We start from the raw sequence: 19,819 nt of genomic DNA, 5'->3' as shown, positions 1-19,819 counted from the left end.
ATATATTATTGGATGCATTTTATCTGGATGAACATGATTGCGGTTGGCGGCGTCATGTTGGTGATTGCCAAACTCGCGGGCGTCGATCCTAACGCCTGAGCTTGAAGTAAGAGGGCGTCATAACGCGTTACCTGAGGTTTGGCTATTCCGGGGCGTCAAACGATACTACCATCAAGACAAACCCCGCCAAAGGCGGGGTTTGTGTTACTACGAGCCGGCCGATCAGCCGATGGTCATCAGGCTGGCGTTACCGCCGGCGGCGGCGGTGTTGACGCTCAGCGAGCGTTCAACCAGCAGGCGCTCCAGCAGGATATTGGTTTCGCCGTGGGTGAAGCCCTGCACGGAGACGATGGCGCCGCTGCGCTGAGCGATCTGCTCGCACAGGTTCCGCAGCTGATCGGCGTCGCCGTGATGCATGGCGGCGTCGAACTCCACCTTATCGCTCTGCCAGTCTTTGGTGAATGCGATGCGCGCCTGCACCTCATTCGGCAGACGGCGGTACAGCGTGCGCTGCAGCTCGGCTTCCGGCCACAGCACCTGGCTGCCGACCGCCAGCACGGCGGCGAGCTGCGTCAGCGCGTCGGCGTCGTTATCCGCCAGGCACAGTACGCGCTCGCGCGGCAGCAGGGCGTAGGTGTTGCGTTCGCCGGTCGGGCCAGGCAGCGGACGTACGGTGCCGCCCTGGCCGAGCTCGGCATAGCGCTGCGCCAGCTGCGCCAGATCGCGCAGGTTTTCTGCCACCGCCCACTTCTCCAGCGCCTGATGCGGCGCCAGCAGGGCCGGACGCGCGCTGGCCTCCATCGGACGCTCGGCGTCCTGACGATCCAGCGTGCGCTGCACCGCGTCTTCCGGGCGGTTGGCCAGCAGGCGGTAGAGGTACAGCGGGCCGCCGGCTTTCGGGCCGGTGCCGGACAGGCCTTCGCCGCCGAACGGCTGGACGCCGACCACCGCGCCGACCATATTGCGGTTGACGTACAGGTTGCCCACCTTGGCGCGTTCGGTCACCCGCGCGATGGTTTCATCGATACGGGTGTGGATGCCCAGCGTCAGGCCGTAACCGGCGGCGTTGATCTGATCGACCAGCGCTTCCAGGTTGGCGCGACGGTAGCGCACCACGTGCAGCACCGGGCCGAAGATCTCTTTCTGCAGTTCGTCGAAGCTCTCCAGCTCAATCAGCGTCGGCTTGACGAAGGTGCCGCGCGGCCACTCTTTCTCATCCTGCGCGTTGCGCTGCGCCGCCTGATACACCTTGCGGCCTTTGGAGCGCATGGTCTGAATATGGCGGTCGATGCCGGTTTTGGCTTCGGCGTCGATCACCGGGCCGATGTCGGTGGACAGACGTTCCGGGTTGCCCATGCGGCATTCCGCCATGGCGCCGCGCAGCATTTGCAGCGTGTGTTCCGCCACGTCTTCCTGAATGCACAGCACGCGCAGTGCGGAGCAGCGCTGGCCGGCGCTGTCGAACGCGGAGGCCACCACGTCGGTGACCACCTGCTCGGTCAGGGCGGAGGAGTCGACGATCATCGCGTTCAGGCCGCCGGTTTCGGCGATCAGCGGCGTCGGACGCCCCTGCGGATCCAGACGTCCGGCGATGCTGCGTTGCAGAATGCCGGCCACGGCGGTGGAGCCGGTGAACATCACGCCGCGCACGCGCTCGTCATTAACCAGCTGCGCGCCGACGGTTTCCCCGAGGCCCGGCAGCAGCTGCAGCACACCGTGCGGAATGCCGGCCTCCAGCAGAATGCGCACCGCCTGTGCGGCCACCAGCGGCGTTTGCTCCGCCGGCTTGGCCAGCACGCTGTTGCCGGCGGCCAGCGCCGCGGCGATCTGCCCGGTGAAGATGGCCAGCGGGAAGTTCCACGGGCTGATGCACACTACCGGCCCCAGCGGACGGTGGCTGTCGTTGGCGAAGTCATCGCGTACCTGACCGGCGTAGTAATACAGGAAGTCGACCGCTTCACGCACTTCGGCGATGGCGTTGTTAAAGGTTTTGCCCGCTTCGCGCACCAGAATGCCGATCAGGCTCTGCAGCTGGCCGTCCATCAGCTCGGCGGCGCGCTCCAGCACCGCGGCGCGCTCTGCCGGCGGGGTAGCGAACCAGATCGGGCCGGCGGCGGCGGCGGCGTCCAGCGCGCGGCTGACTTCACCTTCGGTCGCTTCACGGACGTAGCCGACCACATCGCTCGGCTCGGCCGGGTTAATCACCGGCTGCTCCACGCCCTGGTCGCTCTCTGCGTCGATAATCGGATCGGCGCGCCACTCTTGCGCGGCGCTGGTGAGCAGGGCGCTGGACAGCGAGGCCAGGCGATGCTCGTTCGACAGATCCAGGCCGCTGGAGTTAACGCGTTTTTCGCCGTACAGGTCGTGCGGCAACGGAATTTTAGGATGCGGCAGGCCAATCTGGCCTTCGCTGGCGGCCAGCGCCTCGACCGCCAGCACCGGATCGGCCACCAGCTCGTCGAGAGACAGCGTGGTGTCGGCAATGCGGTTGACAAACGAGGTGTTGGCGCCGTTTTCCAGCAGGCGACGCACCAGATAGGCCAGCAGCGTTTCGTGGGTGCCGACCGGCGCGTAGATGCGGCACGGGCGGTTCAGCTTGCCGTCGGCGATTTTACCCACCACCTGCTCGTACAGCGGCTCGCCCATTCCGTGCAGGCACTGGAACTCATACTGCCCCGGATAGTAGTTGTTGCCCGCCATATGATAAATCGCGCTCAGCGTGTGGGCGTTATGGGTGGCGAACTGCGGGTAAATCAGATTCGGCACCGACAGCAGCTTGCGCGCGCAGGCCAGGTAAGAGACGTCGGTGTAGACCTTGCGGGTATAGACCGGGTAGCCTTCCAGGCCGTCCATCTGGGCGCGTTTGATTTCGCTGTCCCAGTAGGCGCCTTTCACCAGACGGATCATCAGGCGGCGACGGCTGCGCTGCGCGATGTCGATCACCGCGTCAATGGCGGCCGGGCAGCGTTTCTGATAGGCCTGAATCACGAAGCCGATGCCGTTCCAGCCGGCCAACTGCGGTTCGAAGCAGAGTTTTTCCAGCAGGTCGAGCGAGATCTCCAGGCGATCGGCCTCTTCGGCGTCGATATTGATGCCGATATCGTACTGACGCGCCAGCAGGGTCAGCGACAGCAGCAGCGGATACAGCTCCTCCATCACCCGGTCGTACTGCGCGCGGCTGTAGCGCGGGTGCAGGGCGGACAGCTTGATGGAGATCCCCGGGCCTTCATAAATGCCGCGGCCGTTGGAGGCCTTGCCGATGGCGTGGATGGCCTGCTGGTAGGAAACCATATAGGCCTGCGCGTCCTCCTCGGTCAGCGCGGCCTCGCCCAGCATGTCGTACGAGTAGCGGAAGCCCTTGTCTTCCAGCTTGCGCGCGTTGGCCAGCGCCTCGGCGATGGTTTCGCCGGTGACGAACTGCTCGCCCATCAGGCGCATCGCCATATCGACGCCTTTACGGATCAGCGGCTCGCCGCTCTTGCCGATAATGCGGTTCAGCGAGCGCGACAGGTTGGCCTCGTTATGGGTGGACACCAGTTTACCGGTGAACAGCAGGCCCCAGGTGGCGGCGTTCACGAACAGCGACGGGCTGCGTCCCAGGTGGGAGTGCCAGTTGCCGGTGCTGATTTTGTCGCGGATCAGCGCGTCGCGGGTTGGTTTGTCCGGAATGCGCAGCAGCGCCTCCGCCAGACACATCAGCGCCACGCCTTCCTGTGAGGAGAGTGAGAACTCCTGCAGCAGGCCTTGCACCATGCCGGCGCGTCCGTGTGCACTCTTTTGGTTCCGCAGCTTCTCGGCGATGCCGTAGGCCATCTTGTGCGTAGCCTGTGCAAGATCGGCCGGTAAGCGCGCCTGTTCGAGCAACATCGGCACCGCTTCCTGCTCCGGACGGCGGTAGGCGGCGGTAATAGCGGCGCGCGTGACCGACTGCGGCAGAATGTGTTCGGCAAATTCCAGGAACGGCTGGTGGGACTCTTCCTGCGGTTGCGGCATAATGTCGTCCGCTTCGGCGCTGCCGGCGGCATTAACTGCAGGAATTTCAGGGATATCGGAACCGCTCTCAAGGCGTTCGAGATAATTAAAAATGGCTTGTTTGATTAACCAGTGCGGCGTGCGATCGATGCGTTGTGCAGCGGTTTTAATGCGATCGCGCGTTGCTTCATCAAGCTTGACGCCCATAGTGGTCGTGCCCATACCATCCAGCTCCTGTGAGTTTAGAACCTATCCCGGCAGGCTATACAAATTCCGGGCCGCTTTTAGCCTGCGGGGATAGGCTCGTGAAATATGTTGTGTCTGTCTGAAGGCTGACAATATCCTGCATGTTGCAACTTTGTGCAACCTTGTTAAATCAGGATGATTAACGAAGTGTGAGTTAACTCGATTTTTTGACCGCGGGAAGCGGCATGATTTTTGCTCATTATTCAGCGATGGCCGGGGAATATGCAGTATAACCGGTCACCCCTGAATTTTTATGGCTAATGCCGTCAGGGTGCAACTACAAATGGGTAGGGGGAGTGCAACCGATAACCTGGTTAAATGTGACGCAGGGTGAACTTTGTGTAACTTTGTTGTTAAAAGTGTTGTTGAATAGCAAAAAGGTCATCTAGGATAGCCAGCGGTCTGACAATACCGGGCAGAAACTAGTATCGACTACGCACTGCGCCGACGGCGTTTCGTTCCGACGCGTCGGCAGGCGACAGACACCGCACTACAGCGCGAATTAAAACACCCGAAAGAATTCACGGCGTTGCCGGCGAAGGATGAAGGGGAAAATGAAAGTGGAGAGTTGAATGACAATAAGCACACCTATGCTGGTGACCTTCCTGGTGTATATCTTCGGGATGGTGCTGATCGGCTTACTCGCCTACCGGGCGACCAACAACTTCGATGATTACATCCTTGGTGGCCGTAGCCTGGGCAGCGTGGTGACCGCGCTCTCCGCCGGCGCGTCTGATATGAGCGGCTGGCTGCTGATGGGCCTGCCGGGCGCGATTTTTCTGTCCGGCATCTCCGAAAGCTGGATCGCTATCGGCCTGGCGATCGGCGCCTACCTGAACTGGAAGCTGGTGGCGGGGCGGCTGCGGGTGCATACCGAAGCCAACAACAACGCGCTGACGCTGCCGGACTACTTCACCAGCCGCTTTGAAGACAACAGCAAACTGCTGCGGGTGATTTCGGCGGTGGTGATCCTGGTGTTCTTCACCATCTACTGCGCCTCCGGCATCGTCGCCGGCGCGCGCCTGTTTGAAAGCACCTTCGGCATGAGTTATGAAACCGCGCTGTGGGCCGGCGCGGCGGCGACCATTCTGTACACCTTTATCGGCGGGTTCCTGGCGGTAAGCTGGACCGATACCGTGCAGGCCAGCCTGATGATCTTTGCGCTGATCCTGACGCCGGTGTTCGTGATTTTGGCCGTCGGCGGCATTGATACCTCCCTGCTGGTGATTGAGGCGAAGAACCCGGCCAACCTGGATATGCTGAAAGGGCTGAATCTGGTGGCGATCCTGTCGCTGCTCGGCTGGGGCCTGGGCTACTTCGGCCAGCCGCACATTCTGGCGCGCTTTATGGCGGCGGACTCCCACCGCACCATCCGCAGCGCACGCCGCATCAGCATGGCCTGGATGATTCTGTGCCTGGCGGGCACCATCGCGGTCGGCTTCTTCGGCATTGCCTACTTCGCCAATAACCCGGCACAGGCGGGCAACGTCTCGGAAAACGGCGAGCGGGTGTTTATCGAACTGGCGATGATCCTGTTTAACCCGTGGGTGGCCGGTATCCTGATGTCGGCAATTCTGGCGGCGGTAATGAGCACCCTGAGCTGCCAGCTGCTGGTGTGCTCCAGCGCCATCACCGAAGATTTCTACAAAGCCTTCCTGCGCAAGGGCGCCAGCCAGCGCGAACTGGTGTGGGTCGGCCGTGTAATGGTGCTGGTGGTGGCGTTGATCGCTATTGCCCTGGCCGCCAACCCGGAAAACCGGGTGCTGGGGCTGGTGAGCTACGCCTGGGCCGGTTTCGGCGCCGCCTTCGGGCCGGTAGTGCTGTTCTCCGTCACCTGGTCGCGCATGACGCGCAACGGCGCGCTGGCCGGGATGCTGATTGGTGCGATCACCGTACTGGTGTGGAAACAGTACGGCTGGCTGGATCTGTATGAAATCATCCCTGGCTTCCTGTTCGCCAGCATCGCCATCGTGCTGGTCAGCCTGATGGGCGGCAAGCCGTCGGCCGCCATGACCGAACGTTTCGACCAGGCGGAAGCGGAATTCAAAGCCGAATAACGTCTGCAGACGATAAGCTTTGCTAACAGACGGCCTCCCACTGCGGAGGCCGTTTTTTTTCAGGCGCCCGCAGGTTGGCTAAAATTGCCCATAGCTGAGTTGGCCGGTGTTGTTCTGCGGACGTCATCCGCATAAGAGAGAAATTGTGAATATAACCCCATGTCCGCTGGTGCTGATCCCCGGCTTTATGCTGGATGAGACGCTGTGGCAGCGGTTTCAAACCTGTCTGCCGGCCGGCTGGCCGGTACTGCACGGCGCGTTGAGCGGCGGCAAAACCATCCGCGATATCGCCCGCCATCTTGCCGAGACGCTGCCGCCCAGGTTCGTGCTGGTTGGCTTCTCGCTGGGCGGCTATATCGCCAGACAGCTGGCGGCGGATTACCCGCAGCGGGCGGCGGCGCTGGTGCTGGTGGCCAGCTCGCTGCGTGAGGACACCGAGCAGCAGATGGCGTCGAAGCAGCGGGCGGTGCAAAGCCTGTCCGCCGCCACCTTCAGCGGCCTGAGCCGCACGGCGATTGCCGGTTCACTGCACCCTGACCGCGCTGCGGATACGGCGCTGATTGCGGCGATCAGACAGATGGGCAACCGGCTGGGCTACGCCGCACTGGCGAGCCAGTCGGCGCTGCGCAGGGCCGATGTCCCCGCGGCGGCGATACAGTGCCCGACACTGGTGGTCGCGGGCGCGCAGGACGCGCTGCGCTCGCTGGATGAGGCGCAGGAACTGACCGCGGCGATTGCCGGCGCCACGCTGCAGGTGCTTGACGGCAGCGGACATATGCTGCCGCTGGAGCAGCCGCAGGCGCTGGCCGATACGCTGGTCCGCTGGCTGAACGAGCAGGGAATTGATTAGCGGCCGCCGTCTCCGCGCTGCTCCCATCCCGGCACGGCTTTTGCAGGTTTCCGCCTATTCTTGCTGAACGGAGCCTGCACCATGAGTCGCAATGCCGCCTTTCCGCCCAGCGCCGCCGATTTCCTGCTGGCGTCGAAACGCTGTGAAATTACCGTCCTGCAACAGCTGCTGCACATGGGGCAGCTGGTGGGAGAGGTAAGCCAACTGATCCATATGCTGCAGCGCGAGCGGGGCACGGTGAATATTTACCTCTGCTCACAGGGCGCGCTGTTCGGCGACCGGCTGGCGGCGCGGCGGCGCGATGTGGAACAGGCCGAGCGGGCGGTACAGCGCCTGCTGGCGCAGCTGGATGCGACCACTGCGCCGCTGGCGGTCGCCGGCCGGCTGTTCGGCCGCATCGCCGGCGCGCTGCAGCATCTCACTCTATTGCCGACGCTGCGACAGCAGGCGGAGGCGCGCCGTCTGACGCCGGAGGAGGCGATGCAGCATTTTAACGCGATCGTTCACAGCCTGCTGGCGCTGGTGTATGAGGCGACGGACGCCTGTCTGGAGCCGGCGATGGCGCGCCGGCTGATCGCTATGTTCAGCTTTATGCAGGGTAAAGAGCTGGCCGGGCAGGAGCGGGCGCTGGGGGCGGCGGGGTTTGCCGCCGGGCAGTTTGACGATGCGGCGCAGCAGCGGCTGCCACAGCTGATTGACGGCCAGGAGCGCTGTTTTCACACCTTTGTCGAGTTTGCCGACCCGGCGTCGCTGGCGCAGTGGCGGCAACTGCAGCAGCAGGACGACCGCGAGTTTGAACGCCTGCGACGCATGGCCTGCACCCGGCGGCAGCCGGGCGGCGATCTCAGCCTGCGCTGGTTTGACATAACCTCGGCGCGCATTGACGCGATGAAACAGATTGAGGACCGGCTGGCGGCCGCGCTGATGGACGGCTGTCGCGCCAGCCTGGTCGCGGCGCAGCGGGCGCTGACGCAGCCGGAGCCAACGTGGCCGGCGTTGGAGCCGGGCTATACGGTGTTTGTCAGCGCGCCGGCGGCCGACGGCGAAGCGCTGCTTGACGACGGGGTTAACCCGCAGCTGGGGCGCTCGCTGATGGCGATGATCCGCCAGCAGTCGCAGCGGCTGCAGGCGCTGTCGGAAGAGCTGGCGGCGACGCGCGCCACCCTGCAGGAGCGGCGCGAAATCGAGCGCGCCAAAAGCCTGCTGATTCAGCACCGCGGCCTGACGGAAGAGAGCGCCTATCAGCTGCTGCGTAAGATGGCGATGGACCAGAATAAGCGTCTGATTGATATTGCCCGCGCCATGCTGGCGGTGGCGGACATTCTGCCGGGGAAATAGCCGCCCCTGTTTTGAGGATATTTGCACGCCCTCAGTGCAGACGCTGCCTCGCCGTTGTGCAACGGCCGCACCGCGGCCGGCGGCAGGCCGCATAAACCGGCGCAGGGAAAACTGGCACGCAAGCTGCATTACTGTACGCGTTATCGGCCAACGGCGGTTGATGACCTGACTAATTCGGATAAAGGCGTCCTTGCTGTGCGTTTCACCGTGGGTGGAGCGTGCAGACGGGACGCCTTTTTTTGTTTTTCACACCCAGATGAGGAGCTGTTGATGACGCACACCAAATCGCCGGGAATGGCGCTGTCGCGCCGCCGCTTTCTGCTCGGCAGCGCGGCGTTGGGCGGCAGCATGATGGCGCCGGGGCTGTTCAATGCCGCCTGGGCCGCCGGCTCGGACGCGCCGGAGAAAAAGCGGCTGCGCGTCGGCTTTATTCCGCTGACCGACTGCGCCTCGGTGGTGATGGCGGCGGTGAACAAGTTTGATGAGAAATACGGCATCGAAATCATACCCAGCAAAGAGGCCAGCTGGGCGGCGGTGCGCGACAAGCTGCTGTCCGGCGAGTTGGACGCCGCCCATGCGCTGTACGGCATGATTTACGGCCTGCAGCTGGGGGCCGCCGGCCCGCAGCGCGATATGGCGGTGCTGATGACGCTCAACAACAACGGCCAGGCCATCACCCTGGCCAACCAGCTGAAACAGGCCGGCGTGCGCGACGCCGCCGCGCTGAAAACGCGGATCGACGGCGAAGAGAAGGGCGCCTACAGCTTTGCGCAGACCTTCCCCACCGGCACCCACGCCATGTGGCTGAACTACTGGCTGGCGGAGGCCGGCATCCACCCCTACAACGACGTGCGTAACCTGGTGGTGCCGCCGCCGCAGATGGTGGTGAACATGAAAATCGGCAATATGAGCGGCTTTTGCGTCGGCGAGCCGTGGAACCAGCGCGCGATTGCCGAAGATATCGGCTTTACCGCCGTTACCACGCAGGAGATCTGGCCGGATCATCCGGAAAAGGTGCTGGGCGCCACCGACGCCTGGGTGCGCGCCCACCCCAACAGCGCGCGCGCCCTGACGGCGGCGGTGCTGGATGCCGCGCGCTGGATCGACGCCTCCGACGCCAACCGCATCGCCAGCGCCAACCGGCTGGCGGGGCGCGCCTACATCAACACCAACGCGGCGTTTCTTACCGGCCGCATGCTCGGCGACTACCAGAACGGCCTGGGCAAACGCTGGCAGGACGCGCATGCGATGCGCTTTTTCCGCGATGGCGAGGTGAGTTTCCCGTATCTGTCAGACGGCATGTGGTTCCTGACCCAGCAGCAGCGCTGGGGATTGCTGCGGAGCGAGCCGGATTATCTGGCGGTCGCCACGCGTATTAATCGCATCGATATCTATCGACAGGCGGCGACGGCGGTCGGCGGCGTTAGCCTGCCGGCCAGCGCGCTGCGCGCCAGCACCCTGTTCGATGGTAAACGCTGGGACGGCAGCAACCCGGCGGCATACGCCAACAGTTTTGCTGTTAAACGTGACGTGAGAGGTAGGCAATGAAGAATCTGGCTGAACGAATCGACGCCGCCGCCGAGCCGGTGAGCGCGCAGATTGTCCCGTTGAAAGAGACGCCGCCGGCCGCCCCGGCGCCGGAAACCGTTGCGCCGCCGCGCCGGCGTCTGCGCGTGCAGCCGCTGCTGCGGCGCGCGCTGCCGGCGCTGTTGGGGCTGCTGTTGGCGATCGCCGTCTGGCAGGTTGTGGCGCAAAACAGCCAGGGGTTCCCGACGCCGCTGGCGACCTGGCATGCGGCGCTGACGCTGTTCGCCGACCCGTTCTATTACGCCGGGCCGAACGATCAGGGGCTGGGGTGGAACGTGCTGGCGTCGCTGCAGCGCGTGGCGGGCGGCTTCGCGCTGGCGGCGCTGGTGGGCATTCCCGTCGGCTTTCTGGTCGGCCGCTTCGCCTTTATGGCGCATATGCTGGGGCCGATTATCTCCCTGCTGCGGCCGGTCAGCCCGCTGGCCTGGCTGCCGATCGGTCTGCTGCTGTTTCAGCGCTCCGAGCCGGCGTCAACCTGGACCATTTTTATCTGCTCGATCTGGCCGATGATCCTTAATACCGCTGAGGGCGTCACGCGCATCCCGGCGGATTACCTCAACGTGGCGCGGGTGCTGAAGCTGTCGGAGTGGACGGTGATGCGCAAAATCCTGTTCCCGGCGGTACTGCCGTATGTGCTGACCGGCGTACGCCTGTCAATCGGCATCGCCTGGCTGGTGATCGTCGCGGCGGAGATGCTGACCGGCGGCGTCGGCATCGGCTTTTGGATCTGGAATGAGTGGAACAACCTCAACGTCGAAAACATCATCGTCGCCATCCTGGTGATTGGCGTGGTCGGCCTGCTGCTTGAGCAGGGACTGATGTGGTTGGCAAAACGTTTTAGCTATCAGAGCCAGTAAGGAGCCGCGATGAAACCGATTATTCAGATCCAGAACGTCAGCCAGCGCTTTGCAACGCCGCAGGGTGAGTTTGTCGCCCTGCATCAGGTCAGCGTCGACATTCAGCCGGGGGAAACCGTCAGCCTGATTGGCCACTCCGGCTGCGGTAAATCTACGCTGCTGAACCTGATCGCCGGGCTGACGCTGCCGAGCGACGGCGTGCTGCTGTGCGACAACCGGCAGATCGCCGGCCCCGGCCCGGAGCGCGGGGTGGTGTTCCAGAACCACTCGCTGCTGCCGTGGCTCACCACCTACGAAAACGTGGCGCTGGCGGTGCATCAGGTGTTTCGCGGCCAGATGAGCCGCGCGGAAATGCGCGAATGGATCGTCCATAACCTTGAGCTGGTGCATATGGGCCATGCGCTGGATAAGCGGCCGCATGAGATTTCCGGCGGAATGAAGCAGCGGGTCGGCATCGCCCGCGCGCTGGCGATGAAGCCCAAAGTGCTGTTGATGGATGAGCCGTTTGGCGCGCTGGACGCGCTGACCCGCGCCCACCTGCAGGATGCGGTGATGGATATTCAGCGGCGGCTGCACACCACCATCGTGCTGATCACCCACGATGTTGACGAAGCGGTGCTGCTGTCCGACCGGGTAATGATGATGACCAACGGCCCGGCCGCCACGGTCGGCGAAGTGCTGCAGGTCGAACTGGAGCGTCCGCGCGCGCGCGTCGCACTGGCGGACGATCCGGCCTATCACCGCTACCGCCAGCAGGTGCTGACGTTCTTGTACGAAAAGCACGCCAAGGCGGCCTAGGAGATGGCTATGACAACGCAGCAACGCCTGGTGGTGATCGGCAACGGTATGGCGGGCATGCGGCTGGTGGAGACGCTGTGCCGGCTGGCGCCGCAGCGCTATGACATCACGGTGATCGGCGAGGAGCCGCGCGGCAACTACAACCGCATTCTGCTGTCGCCGCTGCTGGCGGGAGAGAAAACCTTCGATGAGGCGCTGCTGCATCCGCCGGCGTGGTATCGCCAGCATGGCGTCACGCTGTTGCATGGTGAAACGGCGCTGAGGCTGGAGCGCCAGGCGCGGCGGGTGATTACCAGCGGCGGCAGCGTAGGCTATGACCTGTTGGTGCTGGCCACCGGTTCGCGGCCGTGGATGCCGCCGACCCCGGGCATTGAGCTGCCCGGCGTGTACGGCTTCCGCACCCTGGACGACGTGGAGGCGATGCTCGGCCGCTGCCGTCCGGGCGCGCGGGCGCTGGTGGTGGGCGGCGGCGTACTGGGGATTGAGGCGGCGGCGGCGCTAGCCGCCCGCGGCATGTCAGCGGTGGTGGTGCACCGGGGCGAGTGGCTGATGGAGCGGCAGCTGGATGCGCGGGCGGCGGGCCTGCTGCAGAGCAATCTGGCGACGCGCGGCATTGCCTGCCATCTGGCGACGCAGGTCAGCGCCTTCTATGGCGACGGCGGGCTGCAGGGCGTCAGACTGAGCGACGGGCGCGAACTGCCCTGCGAGCTGGCGGTGATCGCCGCCGGCGTGCGTCCTGCCGTGGCGCTGGCGCAGCAGGCGGGGCTGACGTGCCGGCGCGGCATTCTGGTGGATGACCGCCAGCAAACCGACGATCCGGCGATCTTTGCCGTCGGCGAGTGCAGCCAGTTGGGGGAAACCACCTTCGGCCTGGTGGCGCCGTGCTGGCAGCAGGCGACGCTGCTGGCGCAGCGGCTGGCCGGGCAGGAGAGCGAACCTTTCCGCCCCGCGCCGCTGAACACCCGTTTAAAGGTCAGCGGTATCGACATGCTGTGCGCCGGCGAGGTGCAGGCGGCGGACGACGATGAGGTGCATTACGCCGAGGATCCGCAGGCGCAGCACTACCGCCGCCTGCTGCTGCGCGATGGCCGGCTGCACGGCGTGCTGCTGTACGGTGACGCCGGCGACGCGCAATTTTATCTGCAACGGCTCGGCTGCCCGGTAACGGATCCGGCGGCGCTGCTGTTCGGCAGGACAGAAAGTGAAGCCGCAGCGACGGCGAACGAGAGGAAAAACGATATGCACAAGCCCGTATTGTTGGTCGCCGGTCACGGCATGGTGGGACATCATTTCCTGGAGCAGCTGGTGGCGCGTGAACTGCACCAGCGCTACCACATCGTAGTGTTTGGCGAAGAACAGGTGGCGGCGTATGACCGCGTGCATCTGTCGGAATACTTCTCCGGTCGCAGCGCGCAGTCGCTGTCGATGGTGGAAGAGGGGTTTTTTGCGCGCTACGGCATTGAACTGCGGCTGGGCCTGCAGGTGTGCGCCATCGACCGTCAGCGTAAGTGCGTCACGGACAGTGAAGGGCGGGAGACCGCCTATGACCAACTGGTGCTGGCTACCGGGTCGTATCCGTTTGTGCCGCCTATCCCCGGCAACCAGCGGCCGGACTGTCTGGTGTACCGCACGCTGGACGATCTGGCGGCGATTGCCGCCAGCGCTGACGGCGCGCGGGTCGGCGTGGTGGTGGGCGGCGGCCTGCTGGGGCTGGAGGCCGCCAACGCGCTGCGTCAGCTGGGGTTGGAAACCCACGTGGTGGAGTTTGCGCCGCGTCTGATGGGGGTACAGCTGGACGACGGCGGCGCCGCCATGCTGCGCAAGAAAATCGAAGCGCTGGGGGTAACGGTGCACACCGGTAAGGAAACGCGGGCGATTGAAGACGGTTTGTTACACCGTCACAGCATGCATTTTGCCGATGGCGAGCGGTTGGAGAGCGATCTGATCCTGTTTTCCGCCGGCATCCGGCCGCGCGACCAGTTGGCGCGCGAGTCCGGCCTGACGCTGGGCGATCGCGGCGGCATCGTGATTGATGACCAGTGCCGCACCAGCGATGCGGCGATTTTCGCCATCGGCGAGTGCGCCCTGTGGAACGGACAGATTTTTGGCCTGGTGGCGCCGGGCTATCAGATGGCGCGCACCCTGGCGGAGACGCTGGCCGGCGGCGAGGCGCGCTTTGGCGGCGCGGATATGAGCACCAAACTGAAACTGCTGGGGGTGGAGGTGGCGTCGATCGGCGACGCCCACGGCCGCAGCGCCGGCAGCCAGAGCTACAGTTGGGTTGACGGGCCGGCGGAGATTTACAAAAAGCTGGTGGTCTCCGCCGACGGTAAAAAACTGCTGGGGGCGGTGCTGGTGGGCGACAGCGCTGAATACAGCACGCTGTTGCAGACGATGCTGAACGATCTGCCGCTGCCGGCGGCGCCGGAAAGCCTGATCCTGCCGGCCGGCGCCGGTGACGCGCCAAAGGCGCTGGGGGTAGCCGCCTTGCCGGCCGGCGCGCAGATCTGTTCCTGTCACAGCGTCAGCAAGGGCGATATCGGCGCGGCGGTGGAACAGGGCTGCGGCGATCTGGCGGCGGTTAAGAGCTGCACCAAAGCGGGCACCGGCTGCGGCGGCTGCACGGCGCTGGTTAAACAGCTGCTGGAGCATGAGCTGGCGCAGCGCGGCGTCGAGGTGAAAAAGGACGTCTGCGAACATTTCGCCTATTCGCGCCAGGAGTTGTACCACCTGGTGAGGGTCGGCAATATCCGCAGCTTTGACGCGTTGATGGCCAAACACGGCCGCGGCCACGGCTGCGAGGTCTGCAAGCCGCTGGCGGCGTCGATACTGGCCTCCTGCTGGAATGAGCACCTGCTGGAGCCGCAGCATCTGCCGCTGCAGGACACCAACGACCGCTTCTTCGCCAATATTCAAAAAGACGGCACCTATTCGGTGGTGCCGCGGGTGCCAGCCGGCGAAATCACGCCGCAGGGGCTGATCGCCATCGGGCAGATCGCCCAGCGTTATCAGCTGTACACCAAAATTACCGGCGGTCAGCGGGTGGATATGTTCGGCGCGCGGTTGGAGCAGCTGCCGGAAATCTGGCAACAGCTGGTGGAGGCCGGCTTTGAAACCGGCCACGCCTACGGCAAATCGCTGCGCACGGTGAAGTCCTGCGTCGGCTCCAGCTGGTGCCGCTATGGCGTGCAGGATTCCACCGGGCTGGCGATTGAGCTGGAGAACCGCTACAAGGGGCTGCGCTCGCCGCACAAAATCAAGATGGCGGTCTCGGGCTGTACGCGTGAATGCGCGGAAGCACAGAGCAAGGACGTCGGCGTTATCGCCACCGATAAGGGCTGGAACCTCTATCTGTGCGGCAACGGCGGCATGAAACCGCGCCATGCCGATCTGTTTGCCAGCGATCTGGACAGCGCCACGCTGGTCCGCACCATCGACCGTTTTCTGATGTTCTACATCCGCACCGCCGACCGGCTGCAGCGCACCAGCACCTGGATGGATAATCTGGAAGGCGGGCTGGACTATCTGCGCCAGGTGGTGCTGGAGGATAGCCTCGGCATTGGCGACGAGCTGGAAAGTGAGATGCAGGCGGTGGTAGCCAGCTACCAGTGTGAATGGCAAACCACGCTGGCCAGCCCGGAGAAGCTGCGCCAGTTCCGCGCCTTCGTCAACAGCGACCAGCCGGATGAGGCGGTGGCGTGGCAGCCGGAGCGCGGACAGCGCCGACCGGCCGAGGCGCGCGGCGAAGTGATAACGCTGCAGCCGGCGCGGGGAGACGCGGCGCAGTGGGAACCGGTGTGCGCACTGAGCGATATACCGGCGCACAGCGGCATCGCCGCCCGGGTGGCCGGGCGGCAGGTGGCGCTGTTCCACCTGCCGGGCGTCGGGGTGTATGCGTTGGCCAACCGTGAGCCGGGCAGTTCGGCTAACGTGCTGGCGCGTGGCCTGCTGGGCGACGTCGCGGGCGAACCGGTGGTGATCTCGCCGTTGTACAAGCAGCGTTTCCGCCTGCGCGACGGCGTCAGCCTGGAAGACAGCCAGCTGCGCCTTGAGGTCTGGCCGGTACGGGTGGAGCAGGATCGGGTCTGGGTGTACGGCAAACCAGGGCCGCTGCAGCCGCAGGCGCAGGAGATGGCCGGGGTGGCGCTGTGAGCGCGCCGCACTGCACCACCTGCCCGTACTGCGGCGTCGGCTGCGGCGTGACGGTGGAGACGCGGGGTGACGGCGTCACCGTCAGCGGCGACGAGGCGCATCCCGCCAACGGCGGCCGCCTGTGCGTTAAGGGCAGCGCGTTGGCGGAGACGCTGGATCTGGACGGCCGGCTGCTGCAGCCGCAGGTCGACGGGCAGCCGGTCGGCTGGCCGCAGGCGCTGGATACGGTCGCCCGGCGCTTTGCGCGGATTATTGCCCGGCACGGGCCGCAGGCGGTGGCGTTTTACGCCTCCGGTCAGCTGCTGACGGAGGATTACTACGTCGCCAATAAGCTGATGAAGGGGTTTATCGGCGCGGCCAATATCGACACCAACTCACGCCTGTGCATGGCGTCGGCGGTGGTGGGTTATAAGCGCGCCTTCGGCGGCGACGCGGTGCCCTGCAGCTATCAGGACGTTGAGCTGACGGACGTGGCGATCCTGTGCGGCTCCAACGCCGCCTGGGCGCATCCGATCCTCTATCAGCGGCTGGTGCGCGCCCGCCAGCAGCGGCCGGCGCTGAAGGTGGTGGTGATCGACCCGCGCGCCACCGCCAGCTGCGACGACGCCGATCTGCATCTGGCGCTGCGCCCCGGCAGCGACGCCGCACTGTTTAACGGCGCGCTGCACTGGCTGGCGCAGCAGGGGCTGTTGGATGAGGACTTTTTACAGCGTCACACCGACGGCGCGGCGGCGGCGCTGCAGGCGGCGGCAAGCTGGACGCCGCAGCGGGTGGCGACGTTCTGTCAGCTGCCGCTGGCGCAGGTGATGGCTTTTTATCGCCTGCTGGCCGATGCGGAAAACTGGCTGACGCTGTATTCGATGGGGATAAACCAGTCATCGAGCGGGGCCGACAAATGCAACGCCATTATTAACCTGCATCTGGCGGGCGGCCGCATCGGCAGGGCGGGCAGCGGGCCGTTTTCGATAACCGGTCAGCCGAATGCCATGGGCGGGCGCGAGGTGGGCGGGCTGGCCAACCAACTGGCGGCGCATATGGGCTTCGACGATGCGGACGTCGACCGCGTGCGGCGCTTCTGGCGGGCGCCGAACATCGCCCGCCGGCCGGGGCTGAACGCGGTGGATCTGTTCCGCGCGGTGGCCGACGGCGCGGTGAAGGCGGTATGGATTATGGGCACCAATCCGGTGGTGTCGCTGCCGGACGCCGACCGGGTGCGGCAGGCGCTGAAAGCCTGTCCGCTGGTGGTGGTGTCTGAAGTGATGGCCGACACCGATACCGCCGCACTGGCGCATATCCGCCTGCCGGCGCTGGCCTGGGGGGAGAAGGAGGGCAGCGTAACCAATTCGGAGCGCTGTATTTCACGCCAGCGCGCCTTTCTGCCGCCGCCGGGCGAAGCGCGCGCCGACTGGTGGATCCTCAGCCAGGTGGCGCAGCGTATGGGCTACGGCGAGGCGTTCGGCTACCAGCATCCGGCCGAGATCTTCAGCGAACACGCGGCGCTGTCCGGCTTTGAAAACCACGGCGCGCGGGCGTTCGATATCAGCGGGCTGGCCGGGTTGGATCGCCAGGCCTGGCGGCAGATGGCGCCGCTGCAGTGGCCGGTTAACGCACAGCATCCGGCGGGCTGCCGGCGTCTGTTTAGCGACGGGCGTTTCTTCCACCCCGACGGTAAGGCGCGGCTGCTGCCGATCACCCCGCGTCTGCCGCAGCATGCGCCGACGGCGCGCTATCCGCTGGTGCTCAATACCGGACGCATTCGCGACCAGTGGCACACCATGACGCGCACCGGTAAAACGGCGCGGCTGATGCGCCATATCAGTGAACCGTTCTGCGCGCTGCATCCACAGGATGCGGCGGCGCTGGGCATCGCCGACGGCGAGCTGACGCGTCTGGCCTCGCGCCACGGCTGGATGATTGCGCGCGCGCAGCTGACGACGGATCAGCCGCGCGGCAGCGTCTTTGTGCCGATGCACTGGAACGACCGTTTTACCGCGCAGGGGCGGGTGGACAGCCTGATCCCGCCGGTGGTTGATGCATTGTCCGGCCAGCCGGAGAGCAAGCATGCGCCGGTGCGCGTCGACCGCTGGCCGGTTTGCTGGCAGGCGGAGATTTTCCTGCGCGACGCCGCGCCGCCGCCGCCCGGCGTGTACTGGAGCCGAGTGACGCAGCGGCAGGCGACGCATTTTATTATGGCCGGACAGCAGCCGGTGACGGAGTGGGCGGCGTGGCTGCAGCAGCACTTTGGTCTGGAGGGGCTGACGCTGCAGAGCGCGTCGCTGTCGCAGCACGGTTATCACCTGATCGGCTGGCGGCAGGGCGCGGTGCAGCTGGCGTTTTATGCGCGACGACAGGCATTGGCGCTCGACCGGACGGCGATTCTGGCCGCCTTCGAACAGGCGCCGTCGCCGGGGGCTGCACGGCTGGCGCTGCTGGCCGGCCGCGCCGCGCCGGGGCAACTGGCGCAGGGGCGGACGGTGTGCAGCTGTTTTGGCATCGACGAGCCGCAGATTTTGGCGGCGATTGGCCAGGGCTGCGGCAGTACTCAGGCGCTGGGCGAGGCGCTGCAGTGCGGCACCAACTGCGGCTCCTGCCTGCCGGAATTAAAAAAACTGCTGGCGCAGTGCGCCGGCCGGCGGGTGGCCTGACGGGCGGGCTGCGCCGCCGCTACAGCGCGCCGCTAATCTGCAGCTTGGCGAATACCGTCGGCAGGCTGTCGGTCAGCAGCGCCTGCAGATCGCCGTACCAGAACTGCTGCACGCCGATCAGGTTGATGTACAGATAGGAGCCGACGCCGAGGCTGAAGCACAGCAGCGTCAGCAGCACCCGGCTGACGGCGTCCCGCAGCTGACCGCAGATGATAACGATAAAGATCAGCACGAAAATCATCATATTGAACGAGTAGCGGTTGGCGACCTCTTCAAAACTGCTGGTGGCGAAGAAGATGGCGCAGGTATAGAGAAACATCAGCCGCACCGCGTAGGCGCTCTGCAGCGCCGGGTGTTCGGGGTGGCGGAAACAGCGGCGGGAAAACTGGTACAGCGCCTCCACCACGCCGATATACAGCAGCGTGATCTGAATTTTCCGCAGCGGATTGTTGCCGAAGCTGCCGCTGACGTAGGCCTCGGCGCGCGTCGCCAGAAAGTCGTTGCCGGCCAGCGCCAGCAGCTTGGGCATCAGCAGCGCGCCGCCCAGATAGCAGGCGGCGAACGCCGCCAGCGCCGGCAGCGTGCCGATGGTGCGCCAGCGCGCCGGCAGCAGCAGGAAGGGCAGAAACAGATAGGACGAAAAGTGGCTCAGGGAGGCCAGAATAATCCACAGCAGCATCGGCGCCCGCCGCCGTTCCGCCGTCGCCAGCACCAAAAATGACAGCGCCAGCCCCTGACGCAGCAGATTGCCGTACAGCCCCTGAAAGTTGTACTGGCAGCAGAACAGAAACAGGATCACGACAAAGTAGACCCGCGTCAGGCGATAGACGCCCAGGGCCAGCAGCGAGAAGCTGAGAATAAAGAAGGCGGCGAAGGCGGCGTTGCCGCTGCCGAACAGCATGGCGCTCAGTTTGAACAGCAGGTGTGAGAGAAAGTCCGCGCCGGAAAACTGCGCCAGCCACTCCGTCAGGCTATAGCCGCTGTAGTTCTGCATCTCAAGGTAATAACTCACCTTGTCGTTCATGCGCGGCTCCAGCGTTTTGGTCGCCAGCGGCACCGTGGAAATCAGCGTCAGGATCAGAAACGCGGCCAGATTCAGGCGGCGGCTGGGCCGTTGGCGCAGCAGCATCACGGCGGCGATCAGCCCGCAGCACGCCGTCAGCGTGATATAGGGGGCGATCCAGAGGGCCAGGGCCAGCGGCGGCAACAGCCAGCCCGCTGCGGGAAAGCGCGTTTCCGGCACGCCGGCGGCCGCGGCGGATGAGTTTGGCATAAGCGGTTCTCCGTTGCCTGAATGTCCCTGAATGCGTAGTGCAG

At 65.1% G+C, this 19,819-nt stretch carries 10 protein-coding genes; 8 read left to right on the top strand and 2 right to left on the bottom strand.

All coding sequences use genetic code 11. The annotated features are described in order from the left end of the window. Positions 1 to 222: 222 nt before the first annotated feature. Positions 223 to 4,194: a trifunctional transcriptional regulator/proline dehydrogenase/L-glutamate gamma-semialdehyde dehydrogenase gene (putA, locus tag I6G83_RS20925; protein ID WP_054307455.1), complete on the bottom strand. Its 3,972-nt coding sequence runs from the start codon at positions 4,192 to 4,194 to the stop codon at positions 223 to 225. A 596-nt stretch (positions 4,195 to 4,790) separates the two neighbouring features. Here putA and putP point away from each other — a divergent pair. The 8 genes from putP (at position 4,791) to I6G83_RS20885 (ending at position 18,502) form a co-directional block, all read left to right on the top strand. Beyond that, on the top strand, positions 4,791 to 6,275 hold the full coding sequence (gene putP, locus I6G83_RS20920) for a sodium/proline symporter PutP (RefSeq protein ID WP_054307456.1): 1,485 nt from the start codon (positions 4,791 to 4,793) through the stop codon (positions 6,273 to 6,275). A 145-nt stretch (positions 6,276 to 6,420) separates the two neighbouring features. Next, a complete protein-coding gene (locus tag I6G83_RS20915) occupies positions 6,421 to 7,125 on the top strand; it encodes an alpha/beta fold hydrolase (protein ID WP_054307457.1) in 705 nt (234 codons plus the stop codon). An 81-nt stretch (positions 7,126 to 7,206) separates the two neighbouring features. Then, complete coding sequence (locus I6G83_RS20910) at positions 7,207 to 8,463, top strand: nitrate regulatory protein (RefSeq protein WP_054307458.1); 1,257 nt, start codon at positions 7,207 to 7,209, stop codon at positions 8,461 to 8,463. Between the two features lie 270 nt (positions 8,464 to 8,733). Beyond that, positions 8,734 to 10,011, top strand: coding sequence for a CmpA/NrtA family ABC transporter substrate-binding protein (locus I6G83_RS20905; RefSeq protein WP_054307459.1), 1,278 nt, complete (start codon positions 8,734 to 8,736; stop codon positions 10,009 to 10,011). After that, positions 10,008 to 10,907 (top strand): nitrate ABC transporter permease, encoded by a 900-nt coding sequence (ntrB, locus tag I6G83_RS20900; RefSeq protein ID WP_062778892.1) that lies wholly within the window; start codon positions 10,008 to 10,010, stop codon positions 10,905 to 10,907. Before I6G83_RS20905 ends, ntrB begins: the two co-directional genes overlap by 4 nt. 9 nt (positions 10,908 to 10,916) lie before the next feature. Continuing rightward, entirely contained in the window at positions 10,917 to 11,705 is a 789-nt protein-coding gene (locus tag I6G83_RS20895) for an ABC transporter ATP-binding protein (protein WP_054307962.1), read from the top strand. 9 nt (positions 11,706 to 11,714) lie between these two features. Continuing rightward, positions 11,715 to 15,857, top strand: a complete 4,143-nt coding sequence (gene nirB, locus I6G83_RS20890; RefSeq protein WP_073971775.1) for a nitrite reductase large subunit NirB — start codon at positions 11,715 to 11,717, stop codon at positions 15,855 to 15,857. Beyond that, positions 15,854 to 18,502 (top strand): nitrate reductase, encoded by a 2,649-nt coding sequence (locus I6G83_RS20885; RefSeq protein ID WP_062778895.1) that lies wholly within the window; start codon positions 15,854 to 15,856, stop codon positions 18,500 to 18,502. The genes nirB and I6G83_RS20885 overlap by 4 nt, the downstream gene beginning before the upstream one ends. Before the next feature lie 19 nt (positions 18,503 to 18,521). Here the strand turns inward: I6G83_RS20885 and I6G83_RS20880 are convergent, their stop codons facing one another. After that, a complete protein-coding gene (locus tag I6G83_RS20880) occupies positions 18,522 to 19,775 on the bottom strand; it encodes an EpsG family protein (RefSeq protein ID WP_054307650.1) in 1,254 nt (417 codons plus the stop codon). Between the last annotated feature and the right edge of the window lie 44 nt (positions 19,776 to 19,819).

It is taken from the genome of Serratia rubidaea (assembly GCF_016026735.1).
GTDB classification, from domain to species: Bacteria; Pseudomonadota; Gammaproteobacteria; order Enterobacterales; family Enterobacteriaceae; genus Serratia_B; species Serratia_B rubidaea.
Note: the sequence above shows the minus strand (reverse complement) of the source record. Positions and strands in the feature narration are given on the sequence as shown.

What these genes read in the sequence shown, in the direction of transcription:
- putA (WP_054307455.1), bottom strand. Translation starts at nt 4,194, where the DNA reads ATGGGCACGACCACTATGGGCGTCAAGCTTGATGAAGCAACGCGCGAT.
- putP (WP_054307456.1), top strand. Translation starts at nt 4,791, where the DNA reads ATGACAATAAGCACACCTATGCTGGTGACCTTCCTGGTGTATATCTTC.
- I6G83_RS20910 (WP_054307458.1), top strand. Translation starts at nt 7,207, where the DNA reads ATGAGTCGCAATGCCGCCTTTCCGCCCAGCGCCGCCGATTTCCTGCTG.
- I6G83_RS20905 (WP_054307459.1), top strand. Translation starts at nt 8,734, where the DNA reads ATGACGCACACCAAATCGCCGGGAATGGCGCTGTCGCGCCGCCGCTTT.
- ntrB (WP_062778892.1), top strand. Translation starts at nt 10,008, where the DNA reads ATGAAGAATCTGGCTGAACGAATCGACGCCGCCGCCGAGCCGGTGAGC.
- I6G83_RS20895 (WP_054307962.1), top strand. Translation starts at nt 10,917, where the DNA reads ATGAAACCGATTATTCAGATCCAGAACGTCAGCCAGCGCTTTGCAACG.
- nirB (WP_073971775.1), top strand. Translation starts at nt 11,715, where the DNA reads ATGACAACGCAGCAACGCCTGGTGGTGATCGGCAACGGTATGGCGGGC.
- I6G83_RS20880 (WP_054307650.1), bottom strand. Translation starts at nt 19,775, where the DNA reads ATGCCAAACTCATCCGCCGCGGCCGCCGGCGTGCCGGAAACGCGCTTT.